Source organism: Halomicroarcula saliterrae, assembly GCF_031624395.1.
Lineage (GTDB): Archaea > Halobacteriota > Halobacteria > Halobacteriales > Haloarculaceae > Haloarcula > Haloarcula saliterrae.
Genome location: NZ_JAMQON010000008.1, coordinates 96,628 through 110,147, shown reverse-complemented (window position 1 = coordinate 110,147; position 13,520 = coordinate 96,628). Strand labels below are relative to the sequence as shown.

The following is a 13,520-nucleotide window of genomic DNA, read 5'->3' as shown; positions in this document are numbered from 1 at the left end:
CGTGGGTATTGGTGCCGTCCCTTATTATGCTGTCCAGACCCTGATACGGCGCGGTACCGTCAAGAGGGCCGGTGTCGAACGAGAACGGCGGGGCACTTGTGGACGTACGTTCCGGCGGTTCTCAGGCGTGGGCGGTGTATCCAGCGTCCTCGACGGCTTGAACGAGTGACGTGACGTCAGCATCGCCATCGACGCTCGCCTGTTTGGCCTCGCGATCGGCAGTCGCGTCGGTCACGCCGCTCACTTCTCGAAGCGCGTCTTCGACTGTCTGTTCACAGTGACCGCACGTCATTCCTTCGACAGTGATGGTCTGCGTCATACACTGGTACATACGGGAGGGGAATCTTTGTCAGTTTCTGCTTCGAATCCAAAGTCTATCTTGGAAGTGGGATGGCATTCAAATCTTGGCGCTGGGAAACAATATTGTGGTTCGGGGGTTCAATGGGGAGATATGCGTGATTTAGACGAGACAGACATGGAGATCCTCTCGCTACTAGCAGAGGACGCGCGACGCCCGTTCAGCAGCATCGGTGAGGAGGTGGATCTCTCGGGGCCAGCCGTATCAGACCGCGTGAAACGGTTAGAGGAGGCCGACATCATCAACGGCTTCACCGTCGACGTGAATCGCGCACAACTGCGAGCTGGCGTTCCGGTGTTCGTCCAGCTCGAAAACGATACCGCTGCCATCGAGTCACTTCGAAGCCGGCTCCACGACGCGGATGGTATCGAACACCTCTTCGCCACTGCCGAGGGGAAAATATGGTTCTACGGTCGTGCGGAAGGACAGAACGTTCGCCGGTGGGTCGAGGGTCTCCTCGAAGACGCGCCATCAACGGAGTACTCGGTGACGCTCGTCGACGACCTCGACGGCACCGAGTTCGCAATCACGTGCGCCGAGTGTGGGAATACGGTCGATAGCGAGGGCGAATCCGCTCGAATCGACGGAGACATCTATCACTTCTGTTGTCCGTCGTGCCGTGGCCGCTTCGAAGACCAGTATCAACGTCTCGAAGACGGAGTCTAGTTGTAGCCGCGATTTCCGCTCCAGATCGGCGAAGTCGATATTGGCATCCTTCGGTAGTGGAACGGAACTAGGCCTTTGAATCTAAATTCTATACTGGTCTAAAACACTGGTTTCGAAACAGTAACTGCACTAAGGAAGGACTACGTAGTATAGGGCAAGAATGGGAACGCGAACTGCACATCTCGACATCACAGGGATGACCTGTGCTAACTGTTCGGCGACAGTTGGCGACGCGCTAGAGTCCTTCGACGGCGTCGTTGAGGCGAACGCGAACTTCGCCACGGATGAAGGCTCCGTCGAGTACGATCCTGACGAGGTATCGCTCGAAGAGATATACGAGGCGATCGAAGATGCCGGGTATGGTGCAGTGTCTGACACAGTGACCATCGGCATCTCCGATATGACCTGTGCCAACTGTGTACAGACCAATGAGACTGCCCTAGAGAACACACCCGGTGTCATCGCGGCCGAGGCGAACTTCGCCACCGACGAAGCCCAGGTCCGGTACAACCCCGCGGACACGTCGCTGGATGCACTCTACGATGCCATCGAGAGCGCGGGCTACTCGCCCGTCCGAGAGGACGGCGACGACAGCGACTCTGGCGAGGACGCGCGCGACGCCGCGCGACAGGCTGAAATCCGTAAGCAGCTTCGACTGACCCTGTTTGGTGCGGTGCTGTCGGCACCTCTCCTCTTTTTCCTCGCCGAGAAGTTCCTCCTCGGCGGTGGCGTCCTCCCGGAGACCATTCTCGGAATCGAGTTCGGCTGGGCAGAGTTCCTGCTGGCGACGCCCGTCCAGCTGGTGCTCGGTTGGCCGTTCTACAAGAACTCGTACAATGCGCTGGTGAACAACAAGCGCGCCAACATGGACGTCCTGATCGCGCTGGGCTCGACCACTGCGTACGTCTACTCTGTCGCAGTCCTCTCAGGGCTCATCGCGGGCGGCCTGTACTTCGACACCGCCGCGCTCATCCTCGTGTTCATCACCCTCGGGAACTACCTTGAAGCCCGCTCGAAGGGCCAAGCCGGCGAGGCGCTCCGCAAGCTGCTGGAGATGGAGGCCGAGACGGCCACCGTCGTCGATGAGGCCGGCAACGAGGAGGAGATCCCACTTGAGGACGTCGAGGTCGGCGATCGGATGAAGGTTCGGCCTGGCGAGCAGATTCCGACCGACGGGGTCGTCGTCGATGGCCAGTCAGCGGTCGACGAGTCGATGGTCACCGGCGAGTCTGTCCCCGTCGAGAAGAGCGAGGGTGACGAGGTCGTCGGCTCGACTATCAACGAGAACGGCGTGCTCGTCGTGGAGGCGACGAAGGTCGGGAAGGACACGGCGCTTCAGCAGATCGTTCAGACGGTCAAGGACGCCCAGTCGCGCCAGCCCGACATCCAGAACCTCGCCGACCGCATCTCGGCGTATTTCGTGCCGGCAGTCATCGCCAACGCCGTTCTCTGGGGTGTCGTCTGGTACTTGTTCCCCGGAGCGCTCGCGAGCTTCGTCGAGTGGCTCCCGCTGTGGGGTGCCGTGGCAGGTGGACCTGCAATCGCTGGAGGGACCGTCACCGTCTTCGAGTTCTCGATCATCGTGTTCGCGTCGGCCGTACTGATCGCCTGTCCCTGTGCGCTGGGCCTTGCGACGCCTGCCGCGACGATGGTCGGGACGACTATCGGTGCACAGAACGGCGTCCTGTTCAAGGGCGGTGACATCCTCGAACGAGCGAAGGACGTCGACACGGTCGTCTTCGACAAGACAGGGACGTTGACGAAAGGCGAAATGGAGCTCACCGACATCGTCGTGTTCGACGGTGACGGACAGCCTCTCACGGATGGCGGCGATACTGCTGCAGATGGTGGCCAACTGACCGCTCGTGACCGTCTCGGTGAGGAGGATGTCCTGCGGCTCGCGGCCACGGCCGAACATGCGAGCGAACACCCGCTCGCCCGTGCCATTGTCGACGGCGCCGAAGAACGGGGGATCGACGTGAGCGACCCGGACCACTTCGAGAACGTCCCCGGCCACGGCATCAGAGCGACTGTCGGCAACAGTGAGGTCCTGGTCGGGAATCGGAAGCTCCTCCGTGACAACGATATCGACCCCTCGCCCGCGCAGGACACGATGGAGCGCCTCGAGAACGAGGGGAAGACGGCAATGCTCGTCGCCTACGAGGGCGAACTCGTGGGTGTGGTCGCCGATGCCGACACAATCAAAGAGAGCGCGAAGGACGCTATAAGTCAGCTCCAAGAACGTGGTGTCGACGTGATGATGATCACCGGCGACAACGAGCGGACCGCCCGCGCGGTCGCCGAGCAGGTCGGCATCGCTCCCGAGAACGTCCGCGCGGGGGTTCTCCCCGAGGACAAATCCGATGCCGTCGAGAGCATTCAGGACGAAGGCCGGAAGGCGATGATGGTGGGCGACGGCGTCAACGATGCGCCCGCCCTCGCCGTCGCGTACGTGGGGACGGCCATCGGCTCGGGGACGGACGTGGCCATTGAGGCGGCGGACGTGACGCTGATGCGCGACGACCCCCTCGACGTCGTGAAGGCCATCCGCATCTCGGACGCGACGCTCGCGAAGATCAAGCAGAACCTCGTCTGGGCGCTCGGGTACAACACCGCGATGATCCCGCTGGCGTCGCTGGGCCTACTCCAACCGGTGCTCGCTGCCGGTGCGATGGCGTTCTCCAGCGTGTCGGTGCTGTCGAACAGCCTGCTGTTCCGACGGTACACCCCCGATCACGACTACAAACTGCTCGGGAAACTCCGCTGAACGCCAAAGCCACTTGCTCCATGTCCTCTATTTCCCGCCGCACGGTGCACGCGTACCTCGTCGAGACGGCCGATACTGAGCCCACGTACCTTCGGGCTCGGGATATCGCCAGCGACCTCGACGGATCGCCGAAAGCCGTCGCACAGTATCTGAGCCAGCTCCAGGACGACCTCACCGACGTGTCGCTCGAACAGTGGGGACGCTCGAAAAGCACGACGTGGCGACTGGAGGTGAGCGAGTCGTGAGCACCGTCACTCGCCGCGTCGGATCCGCCCTCCCCGCCACTGGAACTCGGGAGTGGTGGGTCCTGTATCTGCTCGCCCCGGTCGTCCTCGTCGGTGCAGCACTCCTCGCATTCCCGACGCTCGTCTACGACCGATTCGTCTGGCAGTATCTCTGGGGTCCGGTCGTCGCCGACGCTGCCGGCCAGCCGGTCACGCACGAGGGAATACGGGCCGTCCGCGGATACAACGCCGTGAACACGGTGACGTACCTCGCGGCCGTCGTGTACAGTCTCCCCGGCCTCCGAGCGTATCTCGACGCGCTGGACGTCACGTACGACGCTCGACTCGCGTACGGGTTCGCACCGATCATCGTCGCCGGCGGCGCGATGCGTGCGCTCGAGGATATCGGCCTGCTCGGTGACTACGCCGTGCTGTTCATCACGCCGTCGATCTACTTCGTCGTCACCGCCGTCACCGTCCTCTCACTCGGCGTCGGCGCACTCGCGCGTAACCGGAATATCGGGTCCATCCCGTCGACGGTCGGTCTCGTTGGAACGGTCTGGGCGATCGGTGCCGTCGGGTGGGCGCTCTGGCACGGGCTCTCGACGTCGGCTCCTCTCCGCCTGTGGGTGCCGGTCGCGACGACGGGGATCGCCCTCGGCGTGACCGCGCTCTACTACTGGGGAGCGAGCGTCGTTGATGTCGCACACCTTCGACACCCGTTGTTCCTGCTGGCCGTCTTCGGGCAGCTGTGGGATGGGGCGCAGAATCTCATCGGCGTCACGTTTCTCGGCTATTCACCCAAGCTGGTCGTGACGAATCTCGTGTACCAGGCGACCGGATTCTCGGGGTCGACGTTCGTCCTCAAACTCCTCGTGACTGGCGGTATCGTGTGGTACCTCGCGGACGCGAAAGCCGAAATGAACCACACTTGGTGGTGGCTCATGACGTTCTTCATCGGGGCAATTGGGCTCCCGATGGGCGTCCGTGGATCGCTTCGGATGATGCTCGGAGTCTGACAATGGAGACGATGAACACAAACGGTACGACACGACAGTACGGCGCGGCAATCGCACTCGTCTCGGGAGTCTACTCGCTGCTCTCCGCGACAGGTGGCACCGGGATGATGGGCTCGAACAGCGGGCTCCTCATGGCGCTCCTCGGCGTCGTCGTGGTCGTCCACGGCGTCGTTCTGCTGACGCCCTATGCGGATCGGCTCGGGAACGCGAGTGGTCCCCTGATGATCGGCTACTCGCTCGTGATGTTGCTCAACCAGGCGCTGGTCGGCGTCACCGGGAGTGTGAACTGGGGAATGGGTAGCGGGATGGGGTCCGGTATGAACGGCGGAATGGGTGGCGGGATGAGCGGCGGCATGGGGTCGTCGATGACTGCCGGGATGGGCTGGGACCTCGGAATGGTCGCGCTCGCAGTCCTGATGTTGATCAGCGGCGTGATTATGACGAACCGACGAAACGACAGCACAGGGATGTAATTCGGCGAGACGAATGACATCCGCACCTACAGCGACCACGAATCGACTGCCCAGCTACCTTGCCCCACTCCCCCGGCGCGTCGAGGACTTCGCACTTCGGTACGCGTGGGTCATCGTCGCGATAAATCTGGCCGGGACTGCGTTCGGGTTCTGGTACTACCGCTTCCAGCTGGCCCAAACCCCGATAGTGATGTGGCCGTTCGTCCCCGACAGCCCCGCCGCGACGCTGTTCGTCGCGCTCAGTCTCGCCGCGTGGAAACTGGATTACGACGTCGAGTGGCTCCATATGCTCGCCTTCTTCGGCAACATCAAACTCGGTCTCTGGACGCCGTTCGTCCAGCTGGTTCTCAACGGACCGGGCGGTATCGAACCCTGGCTCTACTGGTTCCTCATCGTAAGCCATCTCGCGATGAGCCTCCAGTCGTTCCTGATCTATCGCTACGCCGAGTTCACGGTCGGTGCGGTCGCCGTCACCACCGTCTGGTACGGCCTCAACGACATCGTGGACTACTTCGCGCCGCTCGTCGGGGAGTTTCACCACACGTTCCTGCGGGCCGAACTCGTCAACGGCGCACTCGATCACTCGGTGCGAGCGCACGACCTCGCAGCGGCCGCGGCCGTGACGCTGACGCTCGCCGCGGCGTTTCTCGCACTAGCGACACGGGTGAAGAAGCTCGAAACAACTGAGGAGTCCTCCGCACGAGGGGTGCGCCGATGAACGGCTATTCACGACGGTCGGTACTTCGCCGGAGCCGGAGTGTGCTAGCAGTCGGGGCAACCGCGATTGCTGGCTGTCTCGGAGGTAGCGGCCCGTCGGGTCCGACGGTCACGATGACGGGCGACCTCCGATTCGATCCGGGCGAAGTCGCAATCGACCCCGGTCAGCAGGTCACCTGGGTGAACGAGAGTGGAGTCCCCCATACCGCATCGGCATACGAAGAAGGGATTCCCGACGAGGCGTCGTACTTCGCAAGCGGCGGCTACGAGTCCGAGCAGGCTGTCCGGTTGAGTACGTCAGCGAGAGGGTTTCTCGAACGGGGCGAAACCTACAGTTACACGTTCGACGTCACGGGGACGTACCAGTATTTCTGCCTGCCACACGAGGAAAGCGGGATGGTCAGACGTGTCATCGTCGAATGACCACGAGAGTCGACCTCACCCGATCACTGACGGTGGGTCGATGGGTATCCCGGCATTCCATCAGCTATCCATAGCCAGAGCCCCAGTACCGTGACGACGGTTTGCCCGAGTACATACGGGGTCGGAGACAACAGCGCGAGCAGATCTCCGATCGTCTCGACGTGGTGATAGTCAGTTACGACCGGCCAAAACAGAAACAGTAGCGTCTCCTCGGGGACGAACAGGTAATCCACGAGGTCCGCAGCGAGGTGTGATCCATATCCGAGCGCGTACGCCGCGCCGACCTCCCACCGGTCTCTGTGTTTCGTGCCGTAGAATACAATCAGGACGACGAGTGCCGCGGCGAACACCGAGTGCGCGACCGACCGACTCGGGAGCGATGGAAGTACAAACGCGAGTGGTTTATCGACGAGATCCGGGAGCAACGCACCTCCGAACAGGGCGATGATCGGGACATCGTCACATCGGTCAGTAGAACCACCAGAAATGCCTCGGTAAACGAGATACGCGACTGCAGCATGGACCCAAAAGAGCACACTCGACAATATTGTCCAGGTTACGTAAACCGTTCACGCACTGCTGCCCCGTCAGCATCACACGCCACCGATTTCGGAGCGAATAGTCTCGCGCTCGAAGTAGAGGATCTCCAGTCCCAGGAGGACGACCGTCACAACGAGGACCACACTGAAGACGGCGGGTTCCATCACGGCGAGGTGGTACACTAACGAAGGGAAGAACAGTACTGCACCCACCACGCCGACGGCGGGGAGGGTCCCTGTGCGAAGCCCCGCTCGATGCCTGAACGCGAGGAAACTCATCGACCCAAAGACGGTGATGAAGGCAAGCGACGCGAACGACGTGATTCCCTGAAGACTACCGTAGGCGGTGAACGCGGCCGTTATCAGGCCCAAGACGAGAAGCGTTCGCGTTGGAGCACCGTCGGCATCGGCGTCTCCGATCCGGTCGGGAAGTAGGTCGTCTTCAAGCATTCCCGTCGCAAAGTGGGCCGCCGAGAACAGCGTGGCGTTGATCGCGCTCCCAGTCGAGAACAGTGCCGCCACGGAAATGAGGATGAACCCCATCTGCCCCATGAACGGTTCGGCCGCGATGGCGAGTGACACCTCGGGGTTCGCGGCGATCGTTTCGGGCCGAAGCAGACTCGTCGTGACGACTGCCACGAGGACGTACAGCCCGAGAGACGCGGGAATTGAGAGATAGATCGCCTGCGGAATGGTCGTCCGAGCGTTCCGAAGACTTCCCTCGTCGTAAAAGAGTAGCTGCCAGCCCTGAAAGGCGACGAACGAGAGGGCAGCGGACATGAGCAACCCGCCCGTCGCGACGGAGGAGAACCCGGTCGTCAGCTGTCCTGTCCGCGCTCCAAAATAGAACCCCCACACACCGAAAATGAGGAGAATCCCAACCTTTGCCGCGACGAGGAGCACCTCGGTCACGCCACTCGCCCGGGCACCGAGGACGTTCAGTAGTACAAACCCCAGGACGCTGAGAACCGACACGACGGGGCGGAGTGGAACCCCGAGGGCTGTTTCGACGCCGAGGAGTTTCGTCGCAAAACTACCGAACGCGAACGCGTACATTCCCATCGACCCGATATAGCCGAACAGAAGCGTCCAACCGACCATCCCAGCGACCGTCGTCGACTCACCGAACTCCTGTAAGAAACTGACCGAGCCGCCGGACACGTCGCCAAGCCGCTGGAGACGAACGTACGAGTAGCCAGCGCAGAACGCGACGACACCGCCGCCGGTAAAGGCGAGCCACGCCGCAGGCCCCGACATTTCCGCAACGACGCCAAGTACGGCGAAGATCCCACCTCCGATCATACCACCGAGCGCAATCGAGACTGCACCGAGACGGCCCAGCTTCTCGCTCATCGTCTCTCCGTTGGGATGCCATCTTTAGGCTTCTTGTCGTTACGAATCCAAACCACCTCAGCCCGAGAAGTAGAAATCGTCTGCCTCGATGCTCAAGTTCGGAAGAGCGAGTAGAACCACGCTTCAGTGTCCGGATGGAGACCGTTATGGACTGTCCGGACCGCCGCAGCGATTGATACTGCGAAGATAGCGTGAAGAAGATGTGTCGGAACCCACCCGACCACTACCGCACTCGCCCCGAGGACGGCAGCACAGAGCGCTCCAACGCCGATTCTGAAAAAGAACGGCCGCTGAATCACCAACACAGTGTCCCCGTAGAGCAGGATGTAACAAAGGGACGCAAGCCCACTAGCGACGACTGCCGAGAGTAACGAGAAGAGGAGCGTAGTCATCGGGATTCTCCTCCAGAATACCCAAGTCGCGGGTGAATATATCCGAGTGCGCCGAGTAGGACTATGACACCGAGGAGAGCTCCGGTTTCAACTGCAGCGAGCAGGCCATGCGGAAGCGGTGTGAGCATCCCGAGATGGGCGATCCCGAACAGTAGCCCAACGAGCGGTACGCCAACGAGTAGGTGTCCATATATTCCCTCGTACTGGTGCCAGACAGCGGGCGTTTTACTCACCGTGTACACGGTGCTCGCGAGAATGATACCCGTCACGAGAAGTTCGCTGTAGGACGTAAGCATACGACTATCCTCCCCAGCCAGCCACAAGTCAATTACTCCGCACCCGAAGTGGCATACCCCTTGATTCTAAATTCTGCTAGGGTTGTGATGCTGGTATCCAAAGGCTCACAAACGATATATCCCACAGATGTAGCCACAACCGCATTAGGAGAGGAGCCCCTAGATGTAGGCCACCAAGACAATGGACAGATCAGATTACGCGATCCTCTCGGTTATCGCCGTAATCACCGTCGCCATCGGCATCGTCACGACGACAAAACCGCTCGGGACGTTTTTCGTGGAGAGCACGAGGCAGGCCGCGACGACGACCGCCGCGATGGCGTGGATCACCTGGTGGGCGCTCGTCATCGGGTTCGCCATCGCCGGCGGCGTCGAGGCGTGGGTCTCGACCCAGCAGATTTCGGAGCTGCTCGAGGGACACGGGCCTCGCTCCATCGGCCTCGCGACGTTCTTCGGGTTCGTCTCCTCGTCGTGTTCGTACTCGGCCATCGCCACGGCGAAGAACCTCTACAAGAAGGGGGCGTCGGCTGCGGCGGCGCTGGCGGCGTTCCAGTTTGCCTCGACGAATCTCGTCATCGAAATCGGCATCGTCATCTGGCTGCTGCTGGGCTGGGAGTTCCTGCTGGCCGACGTGGTCGGTGGCCTGCTCCTCATCGGCCTGATGTCGGTTGGCTTCGTCTACGTCGTCCCCGACAAGATCCTCGACGAAGCACGCGAGAACGTCACCGACGACGAGGGCATTACTGTCCAAGACCCGGTCTGTGGAATGGAGGTCGACCCTGAGGAAACCGACTACTCCATCGAGCACGAGGGCCAGACGTATTACTTCTGCTCGCAGTCCTGCAAGGACTCCTTCGACCCGGAGGAAGCGAACACGTCGATTCCGGAAAAGGCGACCTCGTGGTCCGGGTGGAAATCGCTCGCGGACAAACAGTGGAAGGAGTGGGCGATGCTGTGGGACGAGATCGCTATCGGGTTCATTTTCGCCGGCCTCATTGCCGGGTTCATCCCCGAAGCCGTCTGGACGAGCGTCTTCTCTGGCGCCGTATTCGGTTTGCCGGTGTACGTCCTCTGGACGGCCGCGCTGGGTGCGATCATCGGCGTCGTCACCTTCGTCTGTTCGGTCGGGAACGTCCCGTTCGGGACCGTCCTCTGGACGCGCGGGCTCCCCTTCGGGTCGGTGCTCTCGTACATCTTCGCGGACCTCATCGTCCCGCCGATCATGAAAGCCTACGACGAGTACTACGGGACGACCTTCGCGGCGGTACTCAGTCTGATGATCTTCGTCACCGCCGTTATCGCCGGGTTCGTGGTCCACTTCCTGTTCCTGGGCCTGGGCCTCATCCCCTCACGAGCCTCCGCGCAGATCGCCGAAGTGTCCATCGAGCTCAACTACAAGCTCGTGTTGAACGTCCTCGCGACGGCGTTCTTCGCGTTCCTCTACTGGCTCCACAAACAGGATTCGGTGGCTGGTGGGGAACGCGGTGACGAGAGACATGCGGCAATGACGGACTGACGGGTATCTACCTGCTCACGTAGTTCACAATCTGAATTTCGTCTATCAATAATTCGACGACACAGACAAGGAACATCTACGGTGTCGGGCAATTAATCCCTGACTCCCTTCCACTGCCCAACCACAGTTTCGATACGAATACCATTCATTCCAGAGCGGTCTCGTCGAAGTCATGGGTCTTTGAGATCGTCACTGCTGCTACGAGACTCAGCCACGAGATCGCGCCACTGCTCCCAGCGGGGGATAAACATCGGCACTTTGCGCTGATAAGTGCGGTAGTCCTCACCGAATGTATCGATCATATCACGCTCTTCTCTCCGTGCAAGCCACGTAAAAATCACAACGACGAACGGAAATAGAGCGACAGAGAAGATTGTCGGCCAGTGAATGATGCCCTCGCCAAACAGAGCGATGAACAGACCGGTGTATTGTGGATGGCGGACGTACCTGTAAAGCCCGTCTGTGACCAGTCGGTCGTCCTGTCGGGCACGATAGACTTGTCGCCATCCCTGAGCAAACAGGCCGATGCCGACAAACGCCACAGCGTAGCCGAGGAGCATTGATACGAACATACCCGTTTCGCCAAACCCGATCAGTGTAGACCAGAGATTGGTACTGACGTACTCGCGGTCCAGACCGAAAAACCGGACCAGCAGATAGATCGTCAGTGGAAACCCGTACATCTCCGCATATAATGCGATGATGAACGCCTGTACCACTCCTGCGCCGACCCACTCCCGCCAGCTGTCAGGAGCGAAGTACCGATAGAAGAACCAAGAAACGACGACAATGAAGATAATCGCGAGGCCCCAAGCACCGGGATTCGTAATAGTGGTATCTATTGATGACACGCTTACTTACCCGAGTAGATACTGAGTCCAGGGATGCCGTTCGACAAGCGGCACTCCACCAACCTCGTACTGTTCAATGTACGCGTAAGGCCGAGTATCCGTCCCGCACCGAACGCGGCGACTGAGAGGAACACGAGCATGTACGCGAAATCACCGTTGATGTAGCCATGTGTGACATCCCAGTTGCCGAAATAGAACATGAGCATCATAAATGCCCCCCAGAACGCAGCGAGCCGAGTGAGGGCACCGAACAACAACCCGAGGCCGATAAGCAGCTCTCCCCACGGTACTGCAACGTTCACGAAGTCAACAAACCACGGCGTGTTCCCCATCGCGACGAACAGATCAGCGAGTGGACTCCCGCTATTCGGAACGGCCCCGGTGAGATATCCACCGGCACTAAAACTTCCCGAGAGGACCTTGTCGAGACCACTCTGGAAGAACGCCAGTCCCATCATCAACCGAAGCGCAAAGATAAACCAGACACTCAACGTGTGTAGTCGACCGCTTGCGGTGAACCCCCCGATCGTACTTTCTAATTGAACTTCTTGAGATGCCATATCGTGCTAATTCCCGGGAAGGTGTTATAAAATCGCGTTGGGATCTCGCCATACCGGAATAGAGAGCCCTTTTCGGGGTGATCTCTCCGATACCGTCATACTGGCTGAATAGTATCGTATTCCCAGGCGTCTGTGACGGCGGCATACGTCTGCTTGATTACAGCCGGGTTGGAGAAGATCCGAGCAGCCACCCGTGGATGCCCCAAGAAGCGACGAAGAACCGCCCGTGGGGATCGATCGATGTCTTCGATGTCGATTCCAGACACCACTTGGACGGCATCACCGAGAACGGTCATCTGACGCGTCTCGACGAGGTGCCGCATAATCCGGGCGAGCAGGTACTCCCCTTTCATCGTCCGATAGAGTCGGTCTGGATACTCCTGAAGGCTTCCCTCCGCCGTCAACTTGGCTGCGAGATACGACGACTGAATTGCTTGCGAGATCCCCTTCCCGGTCAGCCGATTCGCGAGTCCAGCCGCATCCCCGACACGAACGACGGGCCACTCAGGTAGATAGGTCAGCGCAGGATCGAGACTCGGTCCTTCGGGGATGATAGCGATATTCGTCTGACTCCGAGATGGTATCGGCCAGCCGTTTCGTTCACACGCCGCCTCAAATGCGGCTATGTAATCGGCTGGGCGTTCGCTCTCAGTCCACCCGATGCCGACGTTTGCCCGCTCGGGCGATTTCGAGAACGCCCACGCGTACCCGGTATAGCCCTCAAGAACGATCTGGCTATTCGGGTAGAGATCTGAAAAGTCGCCCTCCACGTCAGCATTGAGGGCGATCATCCGACCCGCGTACTCGTCCGTTCTCCCTCGAACTTTGCTGGTAATCGACGGTTGGCCAGTCGCGTCGACCAAGAGGTCGTATTTATCGGCCAACGTCCGGAACTCCGCCTTCGTGATCTGGTGGTTTTCGTGAATCGAAACGCCCTTTTCAGCGAGGCGTTCGGACCATCGTCGTTCAACGATGTTTCGGTCGGTGATGTACGTATCGGAGGCCGGGAATCTCCCACTCCCGGTGTGCTGTCTGCTGGATGTCGTTCCGTCGTAGATATCCACACGTAACTCCGGAAGAGCATTGACGAACCCATTCGCCGACATCGAACGGAGTGGAATCTTCGAGACGGCCGTCATCGCTTCCCCACAGTTGACTCGTTTGTCGTCGTACGACTGACGTTCGAAAAGGTCTACTTCGAAACCTCGCTTGGAAAAGCCTTCAGCAGCGGCGAGACCGCCGACTGCCCCACCGAGTACTGCCACGCGTTGGATTCGCGGTAACGGTTCAGACGACTGCTGTGAGCGAGAGCGGAAACTTTCAGATCGTGAAGTAGTTGTCTCTAATACCATTTGTCACTCAGGAT

General features: G+C 60.3%; 15 protein-coding genes and 1 pseudogene. 8 read left to right on the top strand and 8 right to left on the bottom strand.

Translation table 11 applies throughout. The features are described from left to right. Window positions 1-121: 121 nt before the first annotated feature. Complete coding sequence (locus NDI56_RS20740; RefSeq protein WP_115819795.1) at window positions 122-319, bottom strand: heavy-metal-associated domain-containing protein; 198 nt, start codon at window positions 317-319, stop codon at window positions 122-124. 132 nt (window positions 320-451) lie between these two features. On the opposite strand from NDI56_RS20740, the gene NDI56_RS20735 reads away from it, so the two are divergent. The 7 genes from NDI56_RS20735 (at window position 452) to NDI56_RS20705 (ending at window position 6,647) form a co-directional block, all read left to right on the top strand. Further along, window positions 452-1,024, top strand: a complete 573-nt coding sequence (locus NDI56_RS20735; RefSeq protein ID WP_310921671.1) for an AsnC family transcriptional regulator — start codon at window positions 452-454, stop codon at window positions 1,022-1,024. Window positions 1,025-1,184: 160 nt separating this feature from the next. Beyond that, window positions 1,185-3,791, top strand: a complete 2,607-nt coding sequence (locus tag NDI56_RS20730) for a heavy metal translocating P-type ATPase (protein WP_115819514.1) — start codon at window positions 1,185-1,187, stop codon at window positions 3,789-3,791. Between the two features lie 20 nt (window positions 3,792-3,811). Then, the gene (locus NDI56_RS20725) at window positions 3,812-4,036 is read left to right on the top strand and encodes a DUF7123 family protein (protein WP_049983691.1); all 225 of its coding nucleotides are present in this window, start codon (window positions 3,812-3,814) and stop codon (window positions 4,034-4,036) included. Continuing rightward, window positions 4,033-5,034, top strand: coding sequence for a DUF63 family protein (locus tag NDI56_RS20720; protein WP_310921670.1), 1,002 nt, complete (start codon window positions 4,033-4,035; stop codon window positions 5,032-5,034). Before NDI56_RS20725 ends, NDI56_RS20720 begins: the two co-directional genes overlap by 4 nt. 2 nt (window positions 5,035-5,036) lie before the next feature. Further along, window positions 5,037-5,507 carry a hypothetical protein gene (locus NDI56_RS20715; protein WP_310921669.1) on the top strand — a complete coding sequence of 157 codons (471 nt, stop codon included), beginning with the start codon at window positions 5,037-5,039 and terminating at the stop codon, window positions 5,505-5,507. Between the two features lie 13 nt (window positions 5,508-5,520). Beyond that, entirely contained in the window at window positions 5,521-6,225 is a 705-nt protein-coding gene (locus tag NDI56_RS20710) for a DUF1405 domain-containing protein (protein WP_115819517.1), read from the top strand. 113 nt (window positions 6,226-6,338) lie between these two features. Continuing rightward, window positions 6,339-6,647, top strand: a complete 309-nt coding sequence (locus NDI56_RS20705) for a plastocyanin/azurin family copper-binding protein (protein WP_277524695.1) — start codon at window positions 6,339-6,341, stop codon at window positions 6,645-6,647. A gap of 23 nt (window positions 6,648-6,670) precedes the next feature. Here NDI56_RS20705 and NDI56_RS20700 read toward each other — a convergent pair whose 3' ends face one another. The 4 genes from NDI56_RS20700 to NDI56_RS20685 form a co-directional block, all read right to left on the bottom strand. Further along, window positions 6,671-7,183 carry a metal-dependent hydrolase gene (locus NDI56_RS20700; protein ID WP_310897832.1) on the bottom strand — a complete coding sequence of 171 codons (513 nt, stop codon included), beginning with the start codon at window positions 7,181-7,183 and terminating at the stop codon, window positions 6,671-6,673. 57 nt (window positions 7,184-7,240) lie between these two features. After that, on the bottom strand, window positions 7,241-8,539 hold the full coding sequence (locus tag NDI56_RS20695) for an APC family permease (protein WP_310921668.1): 1,299 nt from the start codon (window positions 8,537-8,539) through the stop codon (window positions 7,241-7,243). 92 nt (window positions 8,540-8,631) lie between these two features. After that, the gene (locus tag NDI56_RS20690) at window positions 8,632-8,931 is read right to left on the bottom strand and encodes a hypothetical protein (RefSeq protein ID WP_115819521.1); all 300 of its coding nucleotides are present in this window, start codon (window positions 8,929-8,931) and stop codon (window positions 8,632-8,634) included. Continuing rightward, window positions 8,928-9,227, bottom strand: coding sequence for a hypothetical protein (locus NDI56_RS20685; RefSeq protein WP_119712974.1), 300 nt, complete (start codon window positions 9,225-9,227; stop codon window positions 8,928-8,930). The genes NDI56_RS20690 and NDI56_RS20685 overlap by 4 nt, the downstream gene beginning before the upstream one ends. 181 nt (window positions 9,228-9,408) lie before the next feature. Here NDI56_RS20685 and NDI56_RS20680 point away from each other — a divergent pair, with 181 nt between their 5' ends. Next, a complete protein-coding gene (locus tag NDI56_RS20680) occupies window positions 9,409-10,743 on the top strand; it encodes a permease (RefSeq protein WP_115819522.1) in 1,335 nt (444 codons plus the stop codon). Between the two features lie 170 nt (window positions 10,744-10,913). Here the strand turns inward: NDI56_RS20680 and NDI56_RS20675 are convergent, their stop codons facing one another. From NDI56_RS20675 to NDI56_RS20665, 3 genes and pseudogenes are all read right to left on the bottom strand, one after another. Beyond that, window positions 10,914-11,594, bottom strand: coding sequence for a methyltransferase family protein (locus tag NDI56_RS20675; RefSeq protein WP_199519517.1), 681 nt, complete (start codon window positions 11,592-11,594; stop codon window positions 10,914-10,916). 6 nt (window positions 11,595-11,600) lie between these two features. Beyond that, window positions 11,601-12,154 (bottom strand): annotated as a pseudogene (locus NDI56_RS20670) (DoxX family membrane protein). A 95-nt stretch (window positions 12,155-12,249) separates the two neighbouring features. Then, entirely contained in the window at window positions 12,250-13,419 is a 1,170-nt protein-coding gene (locus NDI56_RS20665; RefSeq protein ID WP_277524700.1) for an NAD(P)/FAD-dependent oxidoreductase, read from the bottom strand. Between the last annotated feature and the right edge of the window lie 101 nt (window positions 13,420-13,520).

What these genes read in the sequence shown, in the direction of transcription:
- NDI56_RS20740 (WP_115819795.1), bottom strand. Translation starts at nt 319, where the DNA reads ATGACGCAGACCATCACTGTCGAAGGAATGACGTGCGGTCACTGTGAA.
- NDI56_RS20735 (WP_310921671.1), top strand. Translation starts at nt 452, where the DNA reads ATGCGTGATTTAGACGAGACAGACATGGAGATCCTCTCGCTACTAGCA.
- NDI56_RS20730 (WP_115819514.1), top strand. Translation starts at nt 1,185, where the DNA reads ATGGGAACGCGAACTGCACATCTCGACATCACAGGGATGACCTGTGCT.
- NDI56_RS20725 (WP_049983691.1), top strand. Translation starts at nt 3,812, where the DNA reads ATGTCCTCTATTTCCCGCCGCACGGTGCACGCGTACCTCGTCGAGACG.
- NDI56_RS20715 (WP_310921669.1), top strand. Translation starts at nt 5,037, where the DNA reads ATGGAGACGATGAACACAAACGGTACGACACGACAGTACGGCGCGGCA.
- NDI56_RS20710 (WP_115819517.1), top strand. Translation starts at nt 5,521, where the DNA reads ATGACATCCGCACCTACAGCGACCACGAATCGACTGCCCAGCTACCTT.
- NDI56_RS20705 (WP_277524695.1), top strand. Translation starts at nt 6,339, where the DNA reads ATGACGGGCGACCTCCGATTCGATCCGGGCGAAGTCGCAATCGACCCC.
- NDI56_RS20695 (WP_310921668.1), bottom strand. Translation starts at nt 8,539, where the DNA reads ATGAGCGAGAAGCTGGGCCGTCTCGGTGCAGTCTCGATTGCGCTCGGT.
- NDI56_RS20690 (WP_115819521.1), bottom strand. Translation starts at nt 8,931, where the DNA reads ATGACTACGCTCCTCTTCTCGTTACTCTCGGCAGTCGTCGCTAGTGGG.
- NDI56_RS20685 (WP_119712974.1), bottom strand. Translation starts at nt 9,227, where the DNA reads ATGCTTACGTCCTACAGCGAACTTCTCGTGACGGGTATCATTCTCGCG.
- NDI56_RS20680 (WP_115819522.1), top strand. Translation starts at nt 9,409, where the DNA reads ATGGACAGATCAGATTACGCGATCCTCTCGGTTATCGCCGTAATCACC.